Annotated in this window: 25 protein-coding genes and 1 tRNA gene; 12 read left to right on the forward strand and 14 right to left on the reverse strand. The window is 56.5% G+C overall.

Annotation, left to right across the window (positions count from 1 at the left end):
* Positions 1-14 precede the first annotated feature (14 nt).
* From ACR0EV_RS02220 to ACR0EV_RS02235, 4 genes are read left to right on the forward strand one after another with little or no spacing between them, the layout of a single operon-like run.
* Positions 15-485: an EF-hand domain-containing protein gene (locus ACR0EV_RS02220; RefSeq protein ID WP_480798603.1), complete on the forward strand. Its 471-nt coding sequence runs from the start codon at positions 15-17 to the stop codon at positions 483-485.
* Between the two features lie 6 nt (positions 486-491).
* Entirely contained in the window at positions 492-1,109 is a 618-nt protein-coding gene (locus ACR0EV_RS02225; protein ID WP_480798604.1) for an RNA polymerase sigma factor, read from the forward strand.
* Positions 1,099-1,452, forward strand: a complete 354-nt coding sequence (locus ACR0EV_RS02230) for a hypothetical protein (RefSeq protein ID WP_480798605.1) — start codon at positions 1,099-1,101, stop codon at positions 1,450-1,452. The genes ACR0EV_RS02225 and ACR0EV_RS02230 overlap by 11 nt, the downstream gene beginning before the upstream one ends.
* A complete protein-coding gene (locus ACR0EV_RS02235; RefSeq protein WP_480798606.1) occupies positions 1,449-1,922 on the forward strand; it encodes a periplasmic heavy metal sensor in 474 nt (157 codons plus the stop codon). Before ACR0EV_RS02230 ends, ACR0EV_RS02235 begins: the two co-directional genes overlap by 4 nt.
* A gap of 6 nt (positions 1,923-1,928) precedes the next feature.
* Here the strand turns inward: ACR0EV_RS02235 and ACR0EV_RS02240 are convergent, their stop codons facing one another.
* Entirely contained in the window at positions 1,929-3,329 is a 1,401-nt protein-coding gene (locus tag ACR0EV_RS02240) for a diguanylate cyclase (protein ID WP_480798607.1), read from the reverse strand.
* 88 nt (positions 3,330-3,417) lie between these two features.
* Between ACR0EV_RS02240 and ACR0EV_RS02245 the strand changes: the two genes are divergently transcribed.
* The 5 genes from ACR0EV_RS02245 to ACR0EV_RS02265 all read left to right on the forward strand — a co-directional run bounded on the left by ACR0EV_RS02245 (position 3,418) and on the right by ACR0EV_RS02265 (position 7,791).
* Positions 3,418-3,702 (forward strand): DUF3572 domain-containing protein, encoded by a 285-nt coding sequence (locus ACR0EV_RS02245; protein WP_480798608.1) that lies wholly within the window; start codon positions 3,418-3,420, stop codon positions 3,700-3,702.
* Between the two features lie 24 nt (positions 3,703-3,726).
* A complete protein-coding gene (locus ACR0EV_RS02250) occupies positions 3,727-4,419 on the forward strand; it encodes an HAD family hydrolase (protein ID WP_480798609.1) in 693 nt (230 codons plus the stop codon).
* 117 nt (positions 4,420-4,536) lie between these two features.
* On the forward strand, positions 4,537-6,096 hold the full coding sequence (locus ACR0EV_RS02255; RefSeq protein WP_480798610.1) for a trimethylamine methyltransferase family protein: 1,560 nt from the start codon (positions 4,537-4,539) through the stop codon (positions 6,094-6,096).
* Positions 6,097-6,214: 118 nt separating this feature from the next.
* On the forward strand, positions 6,215-6,802 hold the full coding sequence (locus ACR0EV_RS02260) for a heme NO-binding domain-containing protein (protein WP_480798611.1): 588 nt from the start codon (positions 6,215-6,217) through the stop codon (positions 6,800-6,802).
* Positions 6,799-7,791 (forward strand): diguanylate cyclase domain-containing protein, encoded by a 993-nt coding sequence (locus ACR0EV_RS02265; RefSeq protein WP_480798612.1) that lies wholly within the window; start codon positions 6,799-6,801, stop codon positions 7,789-7,791. The genes ACR0EV_RS02260 and ACR0EV_RS02265 overlap by 4 nt, the downstream gene beginning before the upstream one ends.
* A 14-nt stretch (positions 7,792-7,805) precedes the next feature.
* Here the strand turns inward: ACR0EV_RS02265 and ACR0EV_RS02270 are convergent, their stop codons facing one another.
* The 8 genes from ACR0EV_RS02270 to ACR0EV_RS02305 form a co-directional block, all read right to left on the reverse strand.
* Positions 7,806-8,504, reverse strand: a complete 699-nt coding sequence (locus tag ACR0EV_RS02270) for a CbiX/SirB N-terminal domain-containing protein (protein ID WP_480798613.1) — start codon at positions 8,502-8,504, stop codon at positions 7,806-7,808.
* Positions 8,505-8,565: 61 nt separating this feature from the next.
* On the reverse strand, positions 8,566-9,498 hold the full coding sequence (locus ACR0EV_RS02275; protein WP_480798614.1) for an AEC family transporter: 933 nt from the start codon (positions 9,496-9,498) through the stop codon (positions 8,566-8,568).
* A 54-nt stretch (positions 9,499-9,552) separates the two neighbouring features.
* Positions 9,553-10,350 (reverse strand): MBL fold metallo-hydrolase, encoded by a 798-nt coding sequence (locus tag ACR0EV_RS02280; protein WP_480798615.1) that lies wholly within the window; start codon positions 10,348-10,350, stop codon positions 9,553-9,555.
* Positions 10,347-11,153 (reverse strand): TatD family hydrolase, encoded by an 807-nt coding sequence (locus tag ACR0EV_RS02285; protein ID WP_480798616.1) that lies wholly within the window; start codon positions 11,151-11,153, stop codon positions 10,347-10,349. The genes ACR0EV_RS02280 and ACR0EV_RS02285 overlap by 4 nt, the downstream gene beginning before the upstream one ends.
* Positions 11,150-12,271 carry a DNA polymerase III subunit delta' gene (locus tag ACR0EV_RS02290; protein WP_480798617.1) on the reverse strand — a complete coding sequence of 374 codons (1,122 nt, stop codon included), beginning with the start codon at positions 12,269-12,271 and terminating at the stop codon, positions 11,150-11,152. Before ACR0EV_RS02290 ends, ACR0EV_RS02285 begins: the two co-directional genes overlap by 4 nt.
* 3 nt (positions 12,272-12,274) lie before the next feature.
* Positions 12,275-12,901, reverse strand: coding sequence for a dTMP kinase (gene tmk / locus ACR0EV_RS02295; RefSeq protein WP_480798618.1), 627 nt, complete (start codon positions 12,899-12,901; stop codon positions 12,275-12,277).
* The gene (locus ACR0EV_RS02300) at positions 12,898-14,064 is read right to left on the reverse strand and encodes a D-alanyl-D-alanine carboxypeptidase family protein (protein WP_480798619.1); all 1,167 of its coding nucleotides are present in this window, start codon (positions 14,062-14,064) and stop codon (positions 12,898-12,900) included. Before ACR0EV_RS02300 ends, tmk begins: the two co-directional genes overlap by 4 nt.
* Positions 14,065-14,080: 16 nt before the next feature.
* The gene (locus ACR0EV_RS02305; RefSeq protein ID WP_480798620.1) at positions 14,081-15,385 is read right to left on the reverse strand and encodes an SPOR domain-containing protein; all 1,305 of its coding nucleotides are present in this window, start codon (positions 15,383-15,385) and stop codon (positions 14,081-14,083) included.
* 202 nt (positions 15,386-15,587) lie between these two features.
* Between ACR0EV_RS02305 and ACR0EV_RS02310 the strand changes: the two genes are divergently transcribed.
* Positions 15,588-15,677 (forward strand) — tRNA-Ser (locus ACR0EV_RS02310).
* A gap of 106 nt (positions 15,678-15,783) precedes the next feature.
* Here the strand turns inward: ACR0EV_RS02310 and tolA are convergent.
* Genes tolA through ACR0EV_RS02335 form a run of 5 tightly spaced genes read right to left on the reverse strand, consistent with a single transcriptional unit; the run spans position 15,784 to position 18,744 of the window.
* Positions 15,784-16,911, reverse strand: a complete 1,128-nt coding sequence (gene tolA / locus ACR0EV_RS02315; protein WP_480798621.1) for a cell envelope integrity protein TolA — start codon at positions 16,909-16,911, stop codon at positions 15,784-15,786.
* Positions 16,908-17,285 carry an ExbD/TolR family protein gene (locus ACR0EV_RS02320; RefSeq protein WP_480798622.1) on the reverse strand — a complete coding sequence of 126 codons (378 nt, stop codon included), beginning with the start codon at positions 17,283-17,285 and terminating at the stop codon, positions 16,908-16,910. The genes tolA and ACR0EV_RS02320 overlap by 4 nt, the downstream gene beginning before the upstream one ends.
* 4 nt (positions 17,286-17,289) lie before the next feature.
* Entirely contained in the window at positions 17,290-17,616 is a 327-nt protein-coding gene (locus ACR0EV_RS02325; protein WP_480798623.1) for an ExbD/TolR family protein, read from the reverse strand.
* Positions 17,617-17,647: 31 nt separating this feature from the next.
* Positions 17,648-18,313, reverse strand: coding sequence for a MotA/TolQ/ExbB proton channel family protein (locus tag ACR0EV_RS02330; protein WP_480798624.1), 666 nt, complete (start codon positions 18,311-18,313; stop codon positions 17,648-17,650).
* The gene (locus ACR0EV_RS02335; protein WP_480798625.1) at positions 18,310-18,744 is read right to left on the reverse strand and encodes a hypothetical protein; all 435 of its coding nucleotides are present in this window, start codon (positions 18,742-18,744) and stop codon (positions 18,310-18,312) included. The genes ACR0EV_RS02330 and ACR0EV_RS02335 overlap by 4 nt, the downstream gene beginning before the upstream one ends.
* A 469-nt stretch (positions 18,745-19,213) precedes the next feature.
* On the opposite strand from ACR0EV_RS02335, the gene ACR0EV_RS02340 reads away from it, so the two are divergent.
* Together ACR0EV_RS02340 and ACR0EV_RS02345 are read left to right on the forward strand one after the other, a co-directional pair.
* The gene (locus ACR0EV_RS02340; protein ID WP_480798626.1) at positions 19,214-20,176 is read left to right on the forward strand and encodes a FecR family protein; all 963 of its coding nucleotides are present in this window, start codon (positions 19,214-19,216) and stop codon (positions 20,174-20,176) included.
* A gap of 36 nt (positions 20,177-20,212) precedes the next feature.
* A complete protein-coding gene (locus ACR0EV_RS02345; protein ID WP_480798627.1) occupies positions 20,213-22,444 on the forward strand; it encodes a CHASE2 domain-containing protein in 2,232 nt (743 codons plus the stop codon).
* Positions 22,445-22,519 lie beyond the last annotated feature (75 nt).

Genomic DNA, 22,519 nt, shown 5'->3' on the forward strand with positions numbered 1-22,519 from the left:
AAGGAAAAACCGAAATGAAAAACGCGACATTTATCACGGCTATCGTTTTGTCCGCAGTTGCCATCACCGGCACATCTGTTCTGGCTGCCGAAAAAGGAGGACGCGAGCCTGTATCCTTTCAAGAGCTCGACACCGACGGCGACGGTCAGGTGACGCAGCAAGAGATGGAGGCCCACCGCGCCGCACGCTTCACGCAAGCGGATACAGATGGGGATGGCCAACTGAGCCTTGATGAGATGCAAGCGGCTGCGCAGAAAAAGGCAAGTGATCGCGTCGCCAAGATGTTCGAAAAGAATGATGCGAACAAAGACGGGTTTCTAAGCCAGGATGAGTTGCCGAAACCCCGCCGGGCTGACAAGATGTTTGATCGTATGGACGCGGATAACAGTGGCGGAATCTCGGAACAGGAATTTGCCGATGCCAAAGAAAAGATGGGGCGGCACCACAAGAAAAAGCATCACAGCTCGGACGCTGACGATAGCTGATGCAGGATGGAGGATCTGACCTCCCACCCACAAGATGCCCGCGATGCGATGTGCAGCGCGGGCAGTCTCAGCGACGATGCGTTGCTGGGGCGCTTTGCCGATGGTGACGCCGAAGCCGCGCGGGTTCTTACTGACCGTCTTGGGCCTCGGTGTTACTCGGTCGCGATGCGCATGTTGGGCAACCGGGCTGAGGCCGAAGACGTGACCCAAGAGGCGATGATGCGGTTGTGGCAAATGGCACCGGATTGGGTGTCTGGCCAGGCCAAAGTCTCGACCTGGCTGTACCGGGTGACACTGAACCTGTGCGTGGATGTCCGGCGCAAGAAAACACCCGACAGATTGTCGGATATTCCCGAGCCTGAAGATGGTCAAGCCAGTGTGGTTGATCGTATGCAGGACGAGGCGCGTAAGGACGCTTTGCAGATTGCGTTGGCTGAGTTGCCCGAGCGACAGCGACAAGCGGTGGTGCTGCGCCATATTGAAGAATTGCCCAACCCCGAAATTGCCGGGATCATGGGTGTTTCCGTGGAAGCGGTTGAAAGTCTGACAGCGCGTGGCAAACGAAGCCTCGCCGCCATTCTGGCGGGACGGCGTGAAGAACTGGGGTATGACAATGGCGGATAACGATCTGGAACTGGATCATATGTTTGCTCAGGCGCGACAACAACGGCCGGCCTTGCCAGACGATTTGGCCGTGCGCATCCAAACGGATGCCGAGGCAGTGCGCTTGGGCCGCATGAAATCCGCGCCACAACCGGGGCCTGCGCTGTGGGACAGGCTGGTGCGCAATCTGGGTGGCTGGCAGGGATTGAGTGGCCTTGTTGCGGCCAGTGCGGCCGGTGTCTGGATCGGGTTTTCCGCGCCTGCCTTTTTGCCCGACCCTGCCAACCTGCTGACAACGCAAGAGACGACCTTTCTTGTGGCCGACCTTGGCTATGACACGAGTTTTCTGGAGACCACGGAATGAACGCTGATCCCAAACCCAAACGCCGGTGGATGCCCATTGTCCTGGTTGTGTCTCTGGCTCTGAATCTTTTGATCGTTGGCGTCGCTGTCGGAACTGTGTTGCGTCTGAAAGGCGGGGATCACGCCAAGGCACCTCCGGGATTTGGACCGGCCTTGTACCGGGCGTTGCCAAAAGATGACCGCAAAGCGATGCGGGGTGAGCTGTCGGGGCTGCACAAAAAAGGAACCCGAGGCCGCAAACAGGATTTTGAGGCGATGAGCCAGGCGTTGCGCACGGTTCCCTTTGATCCGGACGCCGTTGAAGTGCTGTTGCAACAGCAGGCACAGGCAACGGCTGCATTGCAGCAGGCTTTGCAAACGCAATGGTTGGCGCGGGTTGCCGCCATGGGCGACGAGGAGAGACAGGCGTATGCAGATCGATTGCAAGACATTGTCGAACGCGGCCCGCATAAACACAAGAAAAAGGACTGATCGGGTTTAAGCCGCGTTCTGCCGCACGCTCACCTGATTGCGACCGGCCTTTTTCGCCGCATAAAGTGCTGTGTCAGCGGACTTAATCAAGTTTTCGATATGTGGCGTGGGACAGTCTTGGTCGGGGAATGGGCCCTGGGACATTTTCATTCCGACACTGACTGTCACTTTAACATCTGATCCCTGATCCGAGAGTTGAAACGGCGCACTGCAAATGCTGTCGCAGAGAGATTCAGCGAGTTGCATCGCTTGTTTTGGTGTTACATCCGGCACGCCTATCATGAACTCTTCTCCACCGATGCGGGCGACAAATCCGTTGGGGCCAAGGGCACCAAGCATACGTTCTGCCGCCTGCTTCAGCACGAGATCACCACTCGCGTGACCGTGGTCATCGTTGATAGCTTTGAAATGGTCGAGGTCGGCCAGCATAACAGCAAAACTGCTTCCTGTTCGCGCAGACTCGCGTGCGATCTGGTCCAGCGCTCGCATGGCAAACCGGCGATTGTGCAGCCCGGTCAACGGGTCGATCCACGAGTCCGCAAGTCCCTTTTTCAGAGATATACGCATGTGATCCAGCCGGGCTTTGCGCGCGATCTGATTGTCCAGCCGAAGCAGGATCTCCTGCGCGCAGAATCCATCCAGGCAAATGGCGTCGGCACCCCGATCCAATGCCTCTGATGCTTGAACCGCATTGTCGTCTTTAAGTACACCGATCAACACAGTGTTTCGCGTAACGTTACGCGATCTGAGATCAGCCAGAATATTCAGATCTGACGGATGAGCGCCCAATTCGACAACGATGGCGTCCGGGACAGCGCCAGACAGGACGCTTTGAAGGTTCGATTGCAGGTGCCAGGACAAAGAATACTGACGCTGGTCGCTGAGCGCCTTATGCCACAGGATGCCGGTTTGTGCTGCATGCGTCAGAATATGGACATTCGCGACTTTTGGCGGGCGGATAACGCTTGGTGCCGGTTCCCCGAACCCGATCGGCTGCGAACCGTTGCTGACCTGAAGGTCTTGAGTGGCAGCATGCGCGCGCAACAAGCTTCGGATGCGAGCCAGCAGCAAGGAATCCTTGAAAGGATGCGTCAGCACATCATCCAGCCCATCCCGCAAGGCACGCAGCCGCGCGTTCCTGTCGTTTTGTGCGGCAAGTACAACAACTGGCACGTCTTCAAGCCCGGGAACGGTCTTGGTCACCCTTTTGACATCCGCAGCTGTTGCATCTGGCAAGGTCTGAGCCGTCAGAACAAGATCAGGCTGGGTGCGGCGCACAAGCGACAACAGCCCTTCAACCTTTTCGCCTTGGACTACGTGATACCAGGCCGCTGTCAGCTGAACTTTCAGCATGATGCGATTGGTTGCTACCCCGTCGAGGACAAGGATGGTTCCCTGCACAGACATTGTTGTTCACCGTTGATTGCATGCGTGAACAAAGTGTTTATGAGTCTGGTTAACAAACCCTTTCCAAAAGTGGATCTGAGCACAGTTTATGTCGATATCATCCGAATCCGCGGAAACACTGGCTCTGACAGCTTTGGGTTGGTTGGCCGGAAATGAAGAGCTTTTTCCCGTATTTTTGGGCTCGACGGGCGCGTCGGTGCAAGATGTCCGCGAGCGTGCAGCGGACCCGGAATTTCTAGCGTCGGTGCTGGATTTTCTGGTGCTTGACGACTCGTGGGTCATGGCGTTTTGTGATGCCAACGCGCTGGCCTATGATCTTCCTGCTCAGGCGCGGACGTTATTGTCCGGCGGCGCTGACGTACATTGGACCTGAAATCCTTTTCCGCTGGAGAACGTGATGCCGATAGATGCAATCGTCTTCGATAAAGACGGCACGCTGTTTGATTTTGCAAACACATGGGGTGGCTTTGGCCGCTCTTTGCTGCTGCGACTGACAAATGGTGACAAAACCCGGGCCGCCGAGCTTGGACAGATTATCGGCTATGATCTGGAACAAGAGCGATACACCGCAGACAGTATCGTTATCGCTGCGACAGTTGAGGAAATCGCCGACGTATTGGACGCGCATGTGGACAGCATGACCGTGGAAGAGATCGTGGACCTCATGAATGCCGAAGCAGCCGCGGCTCCTCAGTCGCCTGCTGTTCCTTTGGTCCCGTTTCTGGAAAGTTTGCAGAATGCGGGGATTAAGCTGGGTGTGGCAACCAATGACAGTGAGCATCCGGCCTTGCAGCATCTTGAGTCCGCAGGGATCCGAGAGCATTTCGACTTTATAGCTGGGTATGACAGTGGTCACGGGTTCAAACCAGGCCCTGGACAACTGCTGGCGTTTGCTGCGCATGTTGGGGTTGAACCTTCACGGGTCGCAATGGTCGGTGACAGTCTTCATGATCTCCAAGCCGGGCGCGCTGCCGGGATGACGACGATAGGTGTTTTGACGGGATTGGCCGAAGCAGAGGCGCTTGCGCCCATGGCCGACGTCGTCCTGCCCGATATCGGGCATATCCCAGCATGGTTGGCCAGCAAGTAATCGGTTAAATCCGGCAATCGACGGCCAAAATAGAAAACCGACATATTCTGTCGCAGACAGAGCGGCCATCAACGTGTCTTCCGGGCTTGCTTGATTTAAGCAGGAATGGAGGCGTTGATGGGCGATACAACAACACGCAAGCGTCGCGGCGGTGGCCGCGCTGGGGCTGCAGCGCGCAGAGGAACTGCAGCGATCGATCAGATGCCCTGGGATCCACCCATCAACATCGACCATCCCACGGAACCGTTGGATCAGGCTGGCATCGAAGCGATCCATGATGGTGCCATGCGTATCCTGGAAGAGATCGGGATCGAGTTTTACAACGAAGAGGCCATTGGCATCTTGCGTGAGGCAGGCTGCACCATCGAAGGTGAAAATGTGCGCATGGGGCGCGACTTTGTCATGGAGATGGTCGCAAAAGCCCCCAGTCATTTTTCCATCACACCACGCAATCCGGATCGCAAGATCGAGATCGGTGGAAAGAACATTCTGTTCGGCAATGTCTCGTCACCACCGAACTATTGGGACATGGAAATCGGAAAAAAGGTGCCCGGAAACCGCGAGATGTGCCGGAACCTTCTGAAGCTGACGCAGTACTTTAACTGCATCCATTTCGCGGGTGGATACCCGGTTGAGCCTGTCGATATCCACGCCAGCATACGGCATCTGGACGTGCTTTATGACAAACTTACGCTGACCGACAAAGCCATGCATGCGTATTCTCTGGGCAAGGAGCGTGTCGAGGACGTGATGGAAATGGTGCGTATCGCTGGCGGTCTGAGCCATGAAGAGTTCGAGGCCACCCCGCGTATGTACACCAACATCAACTCTACCTCTCCGCTAAAGCATGACCATCCAATGATCGACGGGTGTCTGCGGCTGGCGCGACGCGGACAAGCGGTTGTGGTGACGCCGTTTACATTGGCCGGGGCCATGGCGCCGGTGACAATGGCAGGGGCGGTGGCCCAGTCACTGGCAGAGGCGCTGTGCGCCATCGCCTTGTTCCAATATGTGCGCCCGGGAACTCCGTGCGTGATCGGCACATTTACGTCGAATGTCGATATGAAAACCGGAGCACCCGCTTTTGGGACGCCGGAATACATGCGCTCGACCCAGATGACCGGCCAGATGGCGCGGTTTTATGGGCTGCCGATGCGATCTTCTGGCGTTTGTGCTGCTAACGTGCCCGATGGTCAGTCTATTTGGGAAACATCGAACTCGCTTTGGGCATCCGTACAATCGGGCACCAACATGGTCTATCACGCGGCTGGATGGCTGGAAGGTGGCCTGATTGCAAGCCCGGAAAAGTTCATTATGGACTGCGAAATCCTTCAACAAATTCAACGTTATATGAACCCGGAATTGACCGCCACCGGTCCTGATGAGATCGCGCTTGATGCGATCCGCGCAGTTGGCAATGACGGTCATTTCTTCGGCATTCAGCACACACAGGACCGTTATACCACCGCGTTCTATCAACCCTTCCTGAGTGACTGGAAGAACTATGAAGGGTGGGAGGTTGCTGGTGGCATTTGGACAGCCGAGCGGGCCCACCACATGTTCAAAGAGATCATTTCGAGCTTTGACGCTCCACCAATGGACGAAGCCATTCGGGAAGAACTGGCAGAGTTTGTGGAACGTCGCAAAGCCGAGGGTGGCGCGCCGACAGATTTCTGACCAATCGAAAAATGTCGAAGTGATACCCGGTAGCATTCGCTGCAACTCAGGGTGGATTTTGGCTATTTGTTAAGATTTGTCAGCACAGAGTGCAGGAGACACCAAGTTGGGGTTTCCGATGCATGGTCTGATCAATCGGGCGATACAATCTTTCGTCTGCGCTACCTATGGGCAGGCCAGTTGGCTGCGTGTGACCGAAGGTGCGCGGTTAGGGTTTTGCGAATTTGAAGCCATGCTCATCTATGACGATGACATGACGACAAGGGTATTGGATGCGCTGAGCGGCGATCTGGACCGATCAAAGGCCGAGATTCTGGAGGATTTGGGGACATATCTTGTGTCCCACCCGAACATGGAAGGGCTGCGTCGTCTGCTCAGGTTTGGTGGCGTAAGCTATGTGGAGTTTCTGCATTCGCTGGACGATATGGCCGACCGGGTGCGGTTGGCAGTGTCAGATTTGACCCTGCCGACCCTCGAGCTGCGAGAGTTATCTGCGACGGAGTATCAGCTATGTTGCTTTCCGGGCTTGCCAGGCTATTCCAGTGTCATGGTTGGTGTTTTGCGCGCCATGGCAGATGACTATGGCGCGTTGGTCATACTGTCACATGAAGGGCAGCAGCAGGACAGTGACGTCATTTCCATCATGTTGGTAGAAAGCGCTTTCGCGGAAGGACGCCACTTTGATTTGGGGGCGCACAGCAGATGACCGATACCCTCGAACTTGCAGGCCTTCTGGAAACGCTTTGTCCAATGTTCCTGTTGGTCGAGCAAGACGGAAGAATACAACAAGTGGGGCCGACACTTCAAAAACTGCGACCCGAATTACCGCTGATCGGGCGTGGTTTTCTGGATGTGTTTGAACTGATCCGTCCCAGAACAGTTACAACCATTCCGGCGTTGTTATCGATGGCCGGGGCGAAACTGCACCTGAAGTTCAAGGATGAACCCCGTACGACCCTCAAGGGCTTGGTCGCCCCTTTGCCGCAGTCTGGTGGTGCGGTCATCAATTTGTCATTCGGGATTTCAATTCTGGATGCGGTGCGGGATTACGCGCTGACAAGCGCGGATTTCTCAGGCACCGACCTTGCCATTGAACTGCTTTATCTGGTCGAGGCCAAATCTGCCGCGATGGAGGCGTCGCGGTCGCTGAACCTGAGGCTTCAAGGCGCGATGTTGGCCGCCGAAGAGCAGGCTTACACCGACACGCTCACCGGACTAAAGAACCGCAGGGCCATGGATCACGTTCTGGCACATCTGATCTCGGGCAATTCGGCCTTTGCCTTGATGCATCTGGATCTGGATTTCTTCAAATCCGTGAATGACAGGCTGGGTCACGCTGCGGGTGATTTCGTCCTGCAACAGGCGGCCCGTATCATGATTGAAGAGACGCGCAGCGAAGATACGGTTGCGCGTGTTGGTGGGGACGAGTTTGTCATTGTTTTCAAAGACCTGACACGAGACGACAGATTGAAGGCAATTGCTGACCGACTCATCCAACGCTTGAACGAACCTATGCTGTTTCAAAACCAGCAATGTACGGTTTCAGCCAGCATCGGCACGGCTTTGTCCACTCAGTTTCAAGTGCCCAAAGCGGCTGATATCTTACATGCTGCAGACTTGGCATTGTATCAGGCCAAACGGGATGGTCGATCGTGCCATCGGCTTTATTCGACACTGAGCAAGGCGCAATCCTGAACATCCACCAAGGGTCACGCAGATGTGAACGCCTCAGTGACTTTTTGTGCGATTTGGTGCTGAATGGGCGAGAGCTCTCCGACTACGGGCATGACAACTCCTTTGAATTGGGCACGCTCCAGCTCTTCGGGTACGTCTTCCAGAACATGCCCTCCGGTACAGGCGAAGAACGGCAGGCAAATCGCTTGATTAGAAGCATCGCGCGCGGCGTCGGCAATCGAGGGCGGTTCTTCGACAAAGCCAACCCGGATCGATTGAAATGCAACCTGCCTGCCTAGCCTGTCTGCAAATTCATTGGTCACCGCCGATGGATTCCGGCTGCGGCCCGACCCGTGCGCAGCGATCACCAAATCCGTCGCATTGGCCGCCCAATGCTTTTCCCGCAACTTCGCTTCCAGCGCGTTCGCCGTCAGTGCGGGCAGATCGGGATCAATGCCCAAAGGATCCAAAATACGTGCAGTGTGATCTCCGACTCGCTTCGGCAGGGCACTTGTTACAAACCACCCCTTCGCCATGAAAAGCGGGTAGATCACAGAATTTTCGGGTAGGCAGTCCAATTTGGCCTCTAGCGCGCCGGGCTTGGCCAGCGTCGCAGAACTCACCGTTACATGTTCGGCCAACGCGTCGACCTTGGCTGCAAATGCAGCCAGCGCGGCCTCAGCGGGATCCGGGTCGGATGGTTGGCCGTGAGCAACGACTATGGCGTGTGGCATGCGGATCTCCTGCTGCGTTCTGCGATAGGTGTTACTGCGAAAACCGAAGTCAACACCTGTGTTAGCCCAGAAGGCTCAACCAAAGCCAGACGGTGATTATAGATGCCGCTGTTCCGATCAAAACGGATGAGGCCGCAACGCGTTTGGCGCGGCCATACATATTCGCAAAGATATAAGCGTTAAAGCCCGGTGCCATGGCGGCATTCAAAACGCCCGAGCGGAACAGATCTTGTGGTAGCCCGGTGGATGTGCCGAAGACCCAAACAAGGCTGGGGTGCAGCATCAGAGAGATGCAACATACAAAACCAATGGTGCGCAAGTCGCCTTCGGGTTTGTATTTGACCAGCACCCCGCCCAAGGCAAACAATGCACCCGGAAGGGCCGCGCGGGTAACAAGCTCAAGCGCTTCGTCCACGACTGCTGGGATGATCAGACCGGTTATGTTGACGACAAAACCAAGCGCGATACCAAGAATCAGTGCGTTTTTAAACATCGCAGAAAGCACAGACCGCGCCATACGCACGCCCCCATGGCCACGATTGCGTACAACTTCCATCACCGTGATCCCAACGCCGTAACAGAACGGAGAGTGGAAGGCGATAATCGCGTAATTGCCCGTCAGGTTCTCGGGGCCATAAGCCCGTTCGGTGATCGGTAGGCCAAGCAGTACGGAATTGGAAAATAGGCAACAGAACCCTATGGCCACGCAGTCTTCCCAATCACGGCCAAAGATGATCCGTGCCCCAAAGAGGCCCGCAGTGAAGCACAACGCGGCGGCGGAATAGAAGCTGGCCAGCAGCCGGGGGTCGAAACTGGCGCTAAGGTCCAGATGCGCGATGGCCAGAAACAGCAGGCAGGGAATCGCAAAACCTTGGGTGAATTTCATCAACCCATCGACATGCTCTTGTTTGAAGTATCCCGTGCGGGTCGCCGTGTATCCGGCGCCGATCACGAGGAAGACGGGAAGAATGACGTCGATCAGGCTTTGCAGCATATGGCCACCGTGCGGCAAGCGCGCTGTGATATCTTGGGCGCGCGGGGCAGGGGCCTATTGCGCCTGATGGATCACCATACCGTCAAAAGCGGGGGTGATATGGTCGGGTGTTTCTGCGTCAACCGTCGCATAATCCAGATCGATATGCATATTGGTTAGAACCGCGCGTTTCGGCTTTAGCTGTTCGATCCATCCCAGCGTCTTTTCCAGATGCGCGTGGGTCGGGTGCGGGGAGCGGCGCAAAGCGTCGATGATCAGGCAGTCCAGCCCTTCCATTTCGGGCCAGGCGTCGTCGTAAATCTCGGCAACGTCCGGCAGATAGGCAAGCTGACCGATGCGGAACCCAAGCGAGTCGATCGAGCCGTGGTTCACTTTGAACGGGCGCAGCAAAATGGGACCACCGGGACCGTCGATTTCGAAAGGGCCACTAATCGACTTGAGATCCAGTATCGGCGGGTAGGGAGAGCCTTCGGGCTGAATGAACGCGTATCCGAAACGGCCCAGCAAGGCGTTCTGCGTGTCACCGTCGGCCCAAACGGGTACGCGCGTTTTCATGTTGAACACGATCATGCGCAGGTCGTCGATCCCGTGGACATGATCCGCGTGGGAATGGGTATAGACCACACCGTCCAATCGCCCGGTGCCGGTGTCCAGCAACTGACTGCGCATATCCGGCGTGGTATCGACCAGAACCGATGTCGTCCCTTCGGGCCCGTCACGCTCAACCAGCAATGAACAGCGGCGGCGCACGTTTTTCGGATTCGTGGGGTCACAGTCCCCCCATTGACCGCCCAGCCTTGGTACGCCGCCCGAGGAACCGCAGCCCAGAATTGTAAAACGCATCCCGGTCATGCAGCGGCCTTGTACAGCGCGGCCTTGGTGAACAGGCGGTCAAAATTTGCCTGTGTCTGAGCTGCAAAGGCGGCGTAATCCATGCCGAAAACCTCAGCCCCTTTGCGGGTGGTGTGGGCGGTATAGGCGGGTTCGTTACGTTTGCCACGATAGGGTGGAGGGGCCAGATACGGCGCATCGGTTTCCACCAGAATGCGGTCCACCGGTGCGGTTGCGAAGATATCCCGCAACTCCTGGCTTTTGGGGAAGGCGGCGATGCCGGACATAGACAGGTAAAAGCCCAGATCCAGCGCGGCCTTGGCCAATTCGGCAGAAGAAGAGAAACAGTGCATGACACAGGAATAGGGCGCGTTGCGATACCCCTCGGCCAGAATTCGGGCCATGTCATCATCCGCCGCACGGGCATGAATAATCAGTGGTAACCCGGTACGCTGCGCGGCTTCGATGTGGACACGAAGCGACTGTTGTTGCACGTCCGCACTGTCGGCTGTGTAGTGATAGTCCAAACCGGATTCGCCGATGCCGACGAATTTAGGGTGCTGCGCCAGCGCGACCAATTCGTCGACCGAGGCCATAGGCTCGTCCGCTGCACTCATCGGGTGCGTGCCGGCGGCATAGAAGACGGGTGTATGGGCCTCGGCAATCGCTCGGACGCTGGGTTCGTTGCGCAGTTTGGTGCAAATCGTGACCATTCGGGTCACGCCAGCCTCGGCAGCGCGCGAGATGATCTCGTCCAACTGGCCGTCGAAATCCGGGAAGTCCAGATGGCAGTGGCTGTCGGTAATCTGGGGGGTGTCGCTCATCTGTTCTGACCGGCGGTTTCCTGTATCTTGAACACCGTATCTAGGACCAGAGCGGCAGGGTCAAGGTTCACCGCCTGACCATGGCGTGCACGTGCTGTGATTGTCGCGGCGACTTCTGCCCAGCGGCGGGCCTGATCGGGGGAAGCTGAAAGACGCATCAGCGTTTCACCTTCGTTTGGGGCCGCTTCGGGAACGGGGGGTGTACCGGTTGCGCCAGTCAAAGCCAGCCGTGACAAGGCGACATCAACAAGCGTTAGCAACAGTTCGAAACGCTCGGCAGCACCGCGCTGGGCTGCGGCTTCGGCCAACGCCAGTGCGCGTTGCCGGTCCATACGGGGCAGGGTGCCCAGAACGGCGATCAGTTCGGCATAAATGTCCAGACCGCCAAGATTGATTAACCGCACTGCATCGCCAACTGATCCTGCCGCTAGTGCGGCCAGGTGTTCGGTCTGGGCGGGAACTTCTGTTCCGGTTTGCGACAGGGCGGCTTGCATGTCCTGCGGGTTCAGCGGGCCAAGGCGCAGCGTGCGACAGCGCGACCGGATGGTCGGTAGCAGGCGTGAAGGTTGGTGCGATACGAGCAAAAGCGTGGTGCGCGCAGGCGGCTCTTCCAGCATTTTCAGAAGCGCGTTGGCGGCGCTTACATTCATTTCATCCGCCGAATCCACAATCACCACCCGGCGTCCGCCATCTGCGGAAGACAGACCAAAGAACTTTCCCAGTTTGCGGATATCGTCAACGACAATTTCGCCGCGCATCCGCCCCTGATCGTTTGGTGATCGGGTGACAACGGCCAATCCTGGTTCGGCTCCGGCCTGCATGCGATGCGCAACCGGATGATCAGGATCTATTTCGAGCGTTTCCGGCGGTGGCGGTGCTCCGAACAAGCCGCCATCATCTGTCGGAGGTGTGGCCAGCAGAAACCGGGCGATGCGCCAAGCCAAAGTCGCCTTGCCGACGCCACGTGGCCCGATCAGCAACCAACCGTGATGCAGCCTGTCGGAATTGTATGCTGTCAGAAAAGCCTGTTCCGCCGCGTCCTGACCAAAAAGCCGCGCGGTTTCGCGCGGATGCGGTGCACCCGGCACCTGATCCGGAGAAGGGGTATCGTCGCTCATCGTTTACCGCAAAGCTGCCTGAACGATGTCTGTCACATCCTGCGCAACGCTGTCCATGTCTCTATTGCCATCCACGACGCGAAACCGGCCCGAGAATTCATCGGCCAGCGCCAGAAAGCCGGCGCGCATTTTCTTTTGCAGATCGGGGCCGAAATCCTCGAACCGCTCTTCGGTGCCCTGCCTGCCTTTGGCGCGAGACAAGCCCGTTTCCGGATCCATATCGATCAACAGTGTCATATCCGGCTCGCGCCCGATCATCAGGTTGTGCAATTGATCTACCAGACTGCGCAGGTTGCCGCGTGACAAGCCCTGATACATACGTGTGCTGTCGGCGAAACGGTCGCAGATCACCACTTTCCCTGCGGCAAGAGCGGGTTCGATGGTGCGCTCAAGGTGGTCGCGGCGGGCTGCGGTGAACAGCAACAACTCTGTCTCGGCCGACCACCGATCCGGGTCGCCTTCCAAAACAAGTCGGCGAATTTCCTCAGCCCCCGGAGAGCCGCCGGGTTCGCGTGTCAACACGACTTCATGGCCTCGCGTGCGCAAGCGGTCCGCCAGCATACGCGCCTGGGTTGACTTGCCTGATCCGTCAATGCCTTCGAAGGTCAGAAATAACCCCGCTTTCGTCACATCGACTCCAGCGGGTTGTTGATCACGTCTTTTAGAACGATGCCGCCAACAGTCAGCATCCGCACGACAAATCCACCAATTGCTACATCTTCGGCAGCCACCAGCGGGCGCCGGATTTCGGGCAGTCCTTCGGGCTTGATCACCAGTTCCGCCAATTGCTGCCCTTTCTGGACCGGCGCGTTGATGGGCCCGTCATAGACCACTTCGGCCTCGACATTCTGGGTGCCCAAAACCGGGAAAAGCACGTTCAGTTCTCCTTCCGGGACAAGTCCTACGGTCTTTTTCTCGCCCATCCACAGTTTGGCTTCGGCTATCGGCGTTTCCGCGTCGGCAACTGTCCTCTCGACAAAATTTCGAAACGACCAGTTAACCACGGCCTCAGCCTCCTCTGCCCGCTGGCCCGTGGTGTCGAGGCCGGTCAGGACGAAGATGACACGCCGATCACCCTGCTTTGCAGACCCGACAAGTCCATAGCCGGCTTCTTGTGTGTGGCCGGTTTTCAACCCATCCGCGCCGATATCCAGCTTCAGTAGCGGGTTGCGGTTACGGGCATTCGACGGCGCGCGGCCATCGAATTCAAACACCTCTTCAGCGAAAAGAGGGTAGTATTCAGGAAAGTCTGTGATCAATCGATCTGCCAATACGGCCAGATCATGCACCGACATCAACTGCCCGGCAGCAGGCCAGCCATTTGAGTTCGAAAAGTTCGAATGGTTCATGCCCATCTGCTTGGCGCGCTGGGTCATGTAACGCGCGAATCCCGCTTCGGTCCCATCGGGGCTGAGCGCTTCGGCAATGACAACGCAGGCGTCATTGCCCGACAAGACGATGATGCCGCGCAGCAAATCCTCGACCGTAACCCGGTCCTGAGTGTTCAGAAACATGGTCGAACCGCCATAGCTCATGGCGTGTTCGGACACAGGCAGGGTTTCGTTCAGCGTCAAGCGCCCGTCCCGTAGGGCTTCGAACGCCACATATAGCGTCATTAGCTTGGACATGGACGCGGGCGGCAAGGGCTGGTCGGCGTCTTTCGACAGAAGAACAGTGCCGGTGGTCTGATCAATCACATAAGCCGCGCGGGCCGCAGTATCAAAAGCGTGTGCGGGTAGTCCCATGAGGGCAATCCCCATGGCCAGAACGGATGTGCGCATTGAAGCTACCATGCTGCGTCTCCCTGTTTCAGTCGGATACGGTGAACGCGTCTCTGAAGCCAAGGTCTTTTACGTCCTTCTGAATGGCTTTGCGTTCGGCTCGGGTTGCGGCGGGGCCAACCAGTACCCGCCAGACGGTGTTATTTGCTGTTTTCAGTTCCCGAACAACTGCGGACATGCCGTTCCTGCGTACCTTCTGAGCGGCAGAGTTGGCGTTATCCTCGACGCTGAAAGTTCCGATCTGAACAAACGGTTTGCTCAGTGGTGATGCCGTAGTCGCAGCAGTGGAAGCGGTTGCCGCAGCGGGCGTCGCCTCGGTTGCATCAATTGCAGCGGCGGCACCTTCGATAGGATCCAGCGGGGTTTCAGTGATCTCTGCCGGATCTTTCTTTTGCCACCATTTCCGCTTAGCGGGCTTCTCGGCCGGGGCTTCGACCGGCGCATCTGACAAAGCGGGAGAGGCTACGGCTGCTGCAGCTTCGGTTGCTACTTCGGCGCTTTCTGTGGCTGCATCTGTTGCAGCCGCCGCGGTTCCAGCGGCAGCAGCAGCGGGTGCTTTCTTCTGCCACCATTTCCGCTTGGCCGGTTTTTCAGCAGGTGCCTCCGCCTGCTCGTCTGCTGTTTCCTGATCAGAATCGCTGACCGTTTCCGTGTCTGTTGTTGCGTCCTCTTCGGATCCCGAGGCACTCGCTACAACTGCGGCTGTACCTGCTGCGGCAGCAACGGGTTCTTTTTTCTGCCACCATTTTCGTTTGGCGGGCTTTGCATCCTCACCTGTGGTCTGATCATCGGATGCTGTATCTGCAGACGCAGTGGCAGTTTCTTCTGCTGCGTCCTCAGCTTGTGGTGATTCCTCAGAGGGGGGTTCTTCGACTTTCTCGCGGCGCAGCGCTACAACGCTAAGCTTTGTAGGTGCCCCTGCCAGCAATCCAAGCTGTTCCGCGGCAGCGGACGAGACTTGAAGCGCCGGACCGGGCAAGTTGCGTTCGCGTCGGAACAGGGCGCCAGTCACGGATTTATTGTTGTCCGTGTTCTTGATCACAACGCGCTCGGGTTGCGTCACGTCTGGATGTGCAACCCAGATGCCACCCAACGAGGGTCGCCCATCCCAAAGCCCGGCTTCGGTTACGCCGAATACGTCCGGCGCCTCTACGTCACGCTGCGAACCACTGGTCACCTGGGGTACAAGTTCGATTTTCCCGTCGTTGTCCTGGGGTTTTTCGGCGGTTTCAGCTGTACCCAAGGCCTCTTCACATCCGGCCAAAATCGTCAAAGTCAACGCCAGATACGCCAGCCTCTTGGGCCCCGGGCGTGTCTCGATCGCTCGCTTCATCTGCTTATCCCTTGCCTGAAGGGGTTTCGTTTCACGAACCCCGCTGCCGGTCTGCTGGTTCTGTATGCCAGCCTATTACGGTCTTTCTACCCGATCATAACGTGGCTGAAGTGTCATGGAAAGACCGCTGAAAAGTCTTCGGCAAGATTTCCCGTTTTCGACTTGCCTCTGATCGAACTTGGCCTTAGACCCGGCTTTCGACGGGGAGGTGGCAGAGTGGTCGAATGCGGCGGTCTTGAAAACCGTTGGGCGTGAGAGCGTCCCCAGGGTTCGAATCCCTGTCTCCCCGCCACCAAAGCCCATAGCGTTTCCGACTGGCAACAAATGCCATCTTGTCCGTAAGGCAGAAACGTCCAGCCTTTGCCTGAACCCCGGCTGCCCCTTCGATGCAAATCAGATCACCGTATCTGGTAATAGAACGACAGTTTTCGACTGACGCCTCCCGGCGGGAGGGGGAATGGCGCGGCAGTTCGGACCTGTTCCTTTGCGGCACGTTCTATGTCGGGTGAACCAGAGCTTTCGACGATATCGACCCAAGCCAGTGAACCATCGGGATCAATCTGAAAGAACACGCGCGCATATCCGCGCGCAGCGACGTAGACGATTGGAGCCCGGTTCAAATGAACCAGAACCTCACCGGCATAGTTTGTTGTGTCCGAGTTTCCGGGGCCTCGTCCCCCAGACCGATTGCTACCTCTGCTTTGTCGGAAGACATCCACACCTTCTCGTATGAAGGCCGTGAGAGGCGATTCAATTGTCTGTTCGGGAAAGCGCAGATTGTCGAAGTTTCTGAAAACCTCCAATGATCTAGGTTGCTCTGTTTGCGCACGACGGTTCGGTGGTCGCGGTCGAAGCGATGATGTAGGGGCCTGATCCGTTTGCTCTGATTCCGCTTCGGGAAGAGGAACATCAGCGTCATCTTCCAGGGGAGTCAGGGCTGTATCCGGTGTCACAGGCTCGATGGTTTCAGCTTCTTCGGTGTCGACCGGGGATAGCTCGGGTGGCAAAGCGGCAATCTGTACGTCATTTACCGGGTCTTTGACAGAAGAGGGTTCAACTGGAGAAAGGATTTGATCGGGCGTTGCTTCCGGAGTTTCGGTCGCGGTATCGGACCCTGCAGCTTCCGCGCTTTCACCATTGTCATCAGCGCCTTGTTCCACAGGTTCGGTGACGGCCTCGTCGGGTGCTCTGGGTTGAATGATCGTCGAGTCGCCGGTATCGGGCGCATAGGTTTGCTTTGGGTCGGGCGACGCGACACGGGCATCGCTTGTGGGGCTCTCGGCCTCGCGCGGCTCAATTGGCGGTTCTTCTGGCGGGGGCGGCGCTTCGGTCAGTTCCGGCTGAACGGGTTCAAGCGTGGTATCGACAAAAGCTTCGAACGTGTTGCCTAGTTCGACAATGTCAGTGCGGCTTTTCTCTGTGGGTTGGTTTGACAAGGTTGGCACCGTTAAGCTTAGGCCGCCCAGATGCACCAGCACGGAAACCGAGATCGCAAGGATTGCGACGAATATAGACCGCCGGATCATTCGAGGGCCTGTTCTGTCACCAGAAAGACGGACGGTGCGCCTAACCGCCGCAGATTGCTGGTTATCTCCATCAACAATGGGGCAGGTGCATTTCTATCCGGCACGATCCGCACAGGTCCGCCATTTTGGCTTTCCATGAATGCTTCGGCGTTTATCGGTCGGCCACGAAAGGTCAACGTCCCATCCTGATGAAGGACAAGCGCATCTGGCGGCTCTCGGCCTTCAAGATCTGCGGTGTTCACCAAGTCCAGATCGGAATCCAAGGGGGGTGCTATCGTGCCCGCGATCAAAAAAAAGATCAGAATGAGGAAGACGACATTGATCAGCGGAATAGTTGAATCTCGGCGTCGGCTGGGTCGGATTTTGCGGATCATCGACTTACTCCAGCACGCTAACCGTCAGACCTTCGCGACCACGCAGCCGAACAAGAAGATCCACAAGACGTTGTGCGGACGTGTCGTTATCAAGGCTGACCAGAACCTGACCGGTCAGGGTTTGCTCGGCCAAGTCGTCAAGCGACATGGGTTGGCCATTCAACACCGCCCGTGTGGCGCCAAGTTGAACAAAAAAGCGCTTGGTTGGTTCCGCGTCGCTTGACCCGCCCGCAGCCGCACTGCTGAGTTCAATCTCGCTGAACCGTGAAAAGGTCGAGGACAGCATGAAAAACAGCAAAAGCAGAAAGATCACATCGATCAGGGGCGTCATCGACATACGCCGCCGGACAAATGGCGCGGTGTTACGCATGTTCCGGTGCAACTGAAACTGCTTCGGTTCCAACTGCGCTTGTTATCGAGGGTCCTGGCACCAGAACCGTGCGAAGAGCCTTGTCCGCAAAAACACGCTCGCGTGCGGTGCGACTTTCCAGCCAGGACAAAACCATCGAAGTCGGCATTGCGACGGCCAGACCTACGGCAGTTGTAATCAAGGCCACCCAAATCCCACCAGCCAGTACCGATGGATCAACTGATGACCCTGCGGCTTGCAGGCTTTGGAATGCGCTGATCATACCCAGAACCGTGCCAAAAAGACCCAACAAGGGTGCAAGCTGGGCCACTGTGTCCAGCAGGCGGAAGCCTCGCTCTAACCCTGCGAGTACAAGGCTCGCCTCGGCATCCAGCCTGTCATCGGCCCCGGGTACGCCAGATGCGTCCATTGCAGCGCCAACGATTGGGGCAAGATAGCTTTTGCTGTCAGCCAGCTTTGCGCGTGCTGCGCTCTGGTCGCCTGCGTCCCACGCTGCGAGTGCTTCGGACAGAACTTTGTGCCGACCGACACCACAGACAGCAAACTGCCAGAGTTTGTAAAGCGTGACGGCCAGTGTCAGAACCGACATCGCGATCAGGATCGCTACCACGGGTCCACCAAGGGCAAATATCTCACGAAGTGCGGTCAATGGACTCATCCCAAAAGCTCCATGTCTACCCGGCTGCTCAGCGACAGGGCATCTTCGCAAATTTTACTTTCGGACCCGTCCACCACGCAGGACTGTGCGCCATTGATCAGGGCTTTCCCAACCGAGGCGCAAGCCAGGTTTGGTAATTCGAATTGGCGAGCGCGCGCTTTGTCCGCCGGCAATTCACCGAACCTGAAAGTAGAAAGTTGCAAAATGCCACCTTCGGCATCAAACAAGACCGTTTCAAATACCGCGTTATCGATCGAATGCCCGGTTTCATTCTTGACCAGAAACGTAAACCTGCAGGATCCCTCGATATCCTCAACCGTGTTCAATTCCATAAGCAACTTGCCCGATTGGTCGGTGTCAGATTGCGCAAGCGCGCTTGACGACAGACCCCCGCACAACACTGCCGCTGCAAAAATGCGAACAAGAAACATAAGGTTACTCCATTTTTGTTGCGCTCAGTTTGCGGGCGATGACCACCGATTGGCCGTTTGTTTGTTGTCCCAGTTGTTCGTCATGTAAAGGATAACGAAGGGTCGAGGAGTAAAAGGATCGTCAGCGTGAATTGATGAGTGCGTCCATATCGTAAGAAATACGAAGCACGGAGAGAATTTCAACAGCGCGTGAGAACATCAAACCCGGCCGTCGCTGCGCCGTAAGCCAAGAGTAAGAGTACTTGTCCCGGGCAGACCTAACAGCTTGATCGCCTAAATGCTCGGTGACACCTAAACAGTGGCTTGGCCATGACTTGCATATAAAACTTGCTAATCCCGCATCAAATAATGCATATTTGTCTATATTTTTTCTTCATTAGAATAACAATAAGTATGCTTTTTAAAGGGTGGATATCGAGCACAGTGCAATTTGCACGTATCAGGACCCAAAGGGGGAAGGGGCTCGATTTTGTCGTGGTTAAAGATTGTGTTGGTTCTTTGCTTTGTTGTGATCATGCCGTTGCAAGCCATTGCCAGCATTGGAAAAGTTATCAGTGCCAAGCAAGGTGCCCAGCTTATTCGTGAGGGAAAAGCTCAGCCTGTGTATTCAGGGATGGATGTCGTGTCAGGGGATGCGATTTCCACGGATCGGACTGGGTTGATCCAAATTGTCTTTGTGGATGACACCAAGATCGCAATCGGACCAAACGCGCGCATGGTGTTGGATGTGACCCTTTTGCGTGGCAATCGCAAGGCTAAAAATTTTGCTGTTCAGGCGCTCGGCGGTAGCTTTCGGTTTATTTCCGGCAAAAGCCGAAAGAGGGTTTATTCGATAAAAACTCCTTCAGCGACGATGGCGGTTCGCGGCACAACCTTCGATATGTGGGTCGTGTCGGAACAGCAAAGCGCGATGCTTGTGCTGGAGGGGACAGTCCGAATGTGTGGCCTGAATGGATCTTGCAGGTCTTCTGGGCGTCAGTGCAGCATGTACGCGACAGGTGGGGGCGGAGCCGTCGGGCGCCCTGCCAGCCAGGCACAATACGAACAAGCGCTGCAAAGCGGGTTTCCCTTTATTCAATCCCAAGAAGGTCTATTGCCACCTCTGCAGGTAAGGGTCGAAGGCTGTGCAGGAGAAGCCGCGCCGATAAGACGTGTCAAACCGAATAGGGCAGAGCCGCGCGCAGCGCCTCCTGAACGGCAAGAGCCAACGACCACTGTGGAAGCGACGCCATCCGCAAGCCCGTCCCCTTCAGGGCAAAGTGAGCCCGAATACGTTGATCCCGATCCGCAAGAACCCGAGTACGAGGATCCTGATCCACAAGAGCCGGATTATGAGGATCCCGATCCGCAAGAACCTGAACGCGAGGAACCTGACCCCGAAGACCCCGACCCGCAGGAGCCTGAAAGGGAATTGTTTGGCGAGCGCTTTTGAGTAACAGCGTGTTTTTCCTCTTTCCCGGAGGATGATGTGAGCGAAAAGATACGTAAACCCAAGAACGGGCGATGGGCCTTTCGTCTGGTGGGGCTGATCCTGATCCTGCTGGGCTGCTCTGTCCGCGCATTGGATCCTTACCCTGTTCGCATGACGCGGCTGATCTATTTCGACGTTCTGCAAAGGTTGTCCCCTCGTGCCTTCAATCCCGATCTTCCCGTACGCGTGGTGGATATCGATGAAGATGCGTTGGCCAATTGGGGGCAGTGGCCCTGGCCACGCACTTTGGTTGCGCAGATGGTGCAGAACCTTGGGGAATACGGTGCGGCGGCCATCGCCTTCGATATGCTGTTTGCCGAGCCAGACAGGTATTCGCCCTCACGCCTTTTGAATGATCCTTCATTGGCTGGCATTCTTACAGTGGAACGCCACGCCAAGCGATTGGACAATGATGTGCTGCTGGGAATGGAAATTGCCTATTGGCCGGTGGTTCTGGGCGCCGCCGCGCGGTTGTCTGAGGAAGGCAAGAACATCGCGGCAAAAGCGGGTATTGTCGAGTTTGGAGAAAACCCGACTGCAGGTTTGATCTCGGTTCCACATTGGACGCCAATCGCGCCACCGCTGGATCGTACAGCCGCCGGTATAGGTGGGGTTAATGTCTCACCCATCGGCGGGACAGGTATCGTGCGCCGTGTGCCAGTGCTTTGGGATGGGCCGGATGGGCCTATGCCTGGTCTGGCGATAGAGTCTTTAAGGGTCGCGTTGGGAGAAACCAATATCTTTGCTGAAGGTGCGGTGGACGAAGAAGGGATCATGCTGGCGGTTGAAGTTGGTGGATACCAGGTTCCCACGACCGAGAATGGCGAGCTTTGGCTGAAGTATCGGCGAGACACACCCGACCTGTATATTTCGGCCAACGACGTTATGAAGGGTTCTTTGGACCCGTCTTTGCGGGCCGAAATCGAAGGGCGCATAATACTCGTTGGAACATCCGCCGCCGGATTATTCGACATTCATCAAACGGCGCTTGGGGAAAGCGTTCCCGGTGTTTCCATTCATGCACAGATGATCGAGCAGGTTCTGACTCACGACATGCTCAGTCGTTCTGACGTGACAGCTGCGCAAGAATTGCTTGCTTTTGTCTTTCTGGGGCTTGTGGTTATTGCCGTCATGTCCAGCTTCGGCGCTGTCGCGTCTTTCGTCGCCGGAGGTATCGCCGCAGCTGCAGTTCTGACGATCAGCTGGATAGTCTTTCAAAACCAATCGGTTTTGTTCGATGCTACGTTTCCTTTGATCGGCGGTATGGCAAACTTCGGTCTTTTGGCGGGTTACCTGTTCATATCGACCGAGCGCGAAAAGCGTGAGATCCGTAAGGTGTTCTCCCACTACGTCGCCCCGGAGATTCTTGATGAAATGGAGCACTCGGGCCACCAACTGCAACTGGGCGGAGAAACTCAGGAAATCACGGTGATGTTCTCAGATATCCGGGGGTTCACCTCTCTGTCCGAGTCTGCATCTGCCACTGAACTTGTTTCAGTGCTGAATGCGCTGTTCTCCAAAATCGGGGACCAGGTGTTGCAAGAGCGTGGAACGATCGACAAGTTCATCGGCGACGCGATAATGGCCTTTTGGAATGCGCCAATACCCGTTGCGGACCATCCGTGTCGAGCGGCATTCGCCGCGCTTAAAATGCGGGGCGCTTTGGCGGACTTCAACGCATCCGGCATTATGAAAAACCGTCAACCCATTGCATTGGCGACAGGAATCGCAACTGGGCAGGCGTGCGTTGGTAACATCGGGTCCGAAAAACGTTTCAATTATACTGTCATCGGCGATGTCGTGAACGTATCAGCACGGCTCGAACAAAGCTGCCGCGCAGTCGACTATGATATTGTTGTTTCAAACGGGGTTGCTCAAGCCGGGCAAGCGGATTTGGCCCTGCTGGAAGCTGGGCATGTTGATCTGAAAGGCAAATCCAACCCGGAACCTGTGTACGTGTTGGTAGGTGACAAACTTGTGCTGGAGACTGCGGCGTTCAAAGACCTCAAAGTTCTGCACAACGAATTGATTTCTGCGATCACTGGTCGATACCCGCAAAGCAGAATTGAAGATTTGTGTCGGTGCTGCGAGGGCTTGGCTGAAAATATCGAACCTGGGCTGCGCCGGTTCTATCGCGCGCTTATCGGGCGAACGGCCGATTTCAGATCAGACATACCTGCAGGTGAGCTTATCTTCACCAGATATAATCAAAGGCTTGGATCTGAGTAGGTGGCGTTCTCGTCTTTGAAAACGACCTGCGTTACGCAGTCTGTATTGAAATGGCCCGTGCCTATGTGCTTGGAA

This window comes from Ruegeria sp. CF8 (assembly GCF_056537285.1).

Coding starts and splice junctions, on each gene's coding strand:
- ACR0EV_RS02290 (WP_480798617.1), bottom strand. CDS start 12,271: ATGAGCGACGATACCCCTTCTCCGGATCAGGTGCCGGGTGCACCGCAT.
- ACR0EV_RS02245 (WP_480798608.1), top strand. CDS start 3,418: ATGTCGATATCATCCGAATCCGCGGAAACACTGGCTCTGACAGCTTTG.
- ACR0EV_RS02255 (WP_480798610.1), top strand. CDS start 4,537: ATGGGCGATACAACAACACGCAAGCGTCGCGGCGGTGGCCGCGCTGGG.
- ACR0EV_RS02275 (WP_480798614.1), bottom strand. CDS start 9,498: ATGCTGCAAAGCCTGATCGACGTCATTCTTCCCGTCTTCCTCGTGATC.
- ACR0EV_RS02300 (WP_480798619.1), bottom strand. CDS start 14,064: ATGGTAGCTTCAATGCGCACATCCGTTCTGGCCATGGGGATTGCCCTC.
- ACR0EV_RS02225 (WP_480798604.1), top strand. CDS start 492: ATGGAGGATCTGACCTCCCACCCACAAGATGCCCGCGATGCGATGTGC.
- ACR0EV_RS02335 (WP_480798625.1), bottom strand. CDS start 18,744: ATGTTTCTTGTTCGCATTTTTGCAGCGGCAGTGTTGTGCGGGGGTCTG.
- ACR0EV_RS02260 (WP_480798611.1), top strand. CDS start 6,215: ATGCATGGTCTGATCAATCGGGCGATACAATCTTTCGTCTGCGCTACC.
- tolA (WP_480798621.1), bottom strand. CDS start 16,911: ATGATCCGGCGGTCTATATTCGTCGCAATCCTTGCGATCTCGGTTTCC.
- ACR0EV_RS02330 (WP_480798624.1), bottom strand. CDS start 18,313: ATGAGTCCATTGACCGCACTTCGTGAGATATTTGCCCTTGGTGGACCC.
- ACR0EV_RS02235 (WP_480798606.1), top strand. CDS start 1,449: ATGAACGCTGATCCCAAACCCAAACGCCGGTGGATGCCCATTGTCCTG.
- ACR0EV_RS02305 (WP_480798620.1), bottom strand. CDS start 15,385: ATGAAGCGAGCGATCGAGACACGCCCGGGGCCCAAGAGGCTGGCGTAT.
- ACR0EV_RS02325 (WP_480798623.1), bottom strand. CDS start 17,616: ATGACGCCCCTGATCGATGTGATCTTTCTGCTTTTGCTGTTTTTCATG.
- ACR0EV_RS02285 (WP_480798616.1), bottom strand. CDS start 11,153: ATGAGCGACACCCCCCAGATTACCGACAGCCACTGCCATCTGGACTTC.
- ACR0EV_RS02250 (WP_480798609.1), top strand. CDS start 3,727: ATGCCGATAGATGCAATCGTCTTCGATAAAGACGGCACGCTGTTTGAT.
- ACR0EV_RS02230 (WP_480798605.1), top strand. CDS start 1,099: ATGGCGGATAACGATCTGGAACTGGATCATATGTTTGCTCAGGCGCGA.
- ACR0EV_RS02270 (WP_480798613.1), bottom strand. CDS start 8,504: ATGCCACACGCCATAGTCGTTGCTCACGGCCAACCATCCGACCCGGAT.
- ACR0EV_RS02280 (WP_480798615.1), bottom strand. CDS start 10,350: ATGACCGGGATGCGTTTTACAATTCTGGGCTGCGGTTCCTCGGGCGGC.
- ACR0EV_RS02220 (WP_480798603.1), top strand. CDS start 15: ATGAAAAACGCGACATTTATCACGGCTATCGTTTTGTCCGCAGTTGCC.
- ACR0EV_RS02240 (WP_480798607.1), bottom strand. CDS start 3,329: ATGTCTGTGCAGGGAACCATCCTTGTCCTCGACGGGGTAGCAACCAAT.
- ACR0EV_RS02320 (WP_480798622.1), bottom strand. CDS start 17,285: ATGATCCGCAAAATCCGACCCAGCCGACGCCGAGATTCAACTATTCCG.
- ACR0EV_RS02265 (WP_480798612.1), top strand. CDS start 6,799: ATGACCGATACCCTCGAACTTGCAGGCCTTCTGGAAACGCTTTGTCCA.